Source organism: Streptococcus suis (assembly GCF_002964045.1).
GTDB classification, from domain to species: Bacteria; Bacillota; Bacilli; order Lactobacillales; family Streptococcaceae; genus Streptococcus; species Streptococcus suis_U.
Genome location: NZ_POPB01000507.1, coordinates 1 through 324, shown reverse-complemented (window position 1 = coordinate 324; position 324 = coordinate 1). Strand labels below are relative to the sequence as shown.

General features: G+C 43.8%; 1 pseudogene. It reads right to left on the bottom strand.

Going from position 1 to position 324, the window contains the following annotated elements:
* A pseudogene (locus tag C1E99_RS12305) lies at positions 1-324 on the bottom strand (glutamine ABC transporter substrate-binding protein); the annotation flags it as partial.

Genomic DNA, 324 nt, shown 5'->3' with positions numbered 1-324 from the left:
GACTTTTCGATGTAGATATTGATAATCCAACCGAGCACTTTTTGACCAATAGCAAGCGCCTTGTTTGCTGCTTTTGGAGCTGTACGGAAGACACCGATGAGGAGACCGATAGCAGTACCGATAATTGTACCGAGGATGGAAATGAGTAATGTCATCCCAGTTCCGCGCAGAAGTTGTTGCCAGTTGTTAACAACAATATTCCAAACTTGGGCGAAGAAACTAGGTGTTTCGCCTTCGCTGGCTTCTTCAACAGGCTGGTTTTCAATCATATCATCCATAAGTGCGATTTGCTCTTCTTCTGAAATAGTTGCTAAGACTTCGTTG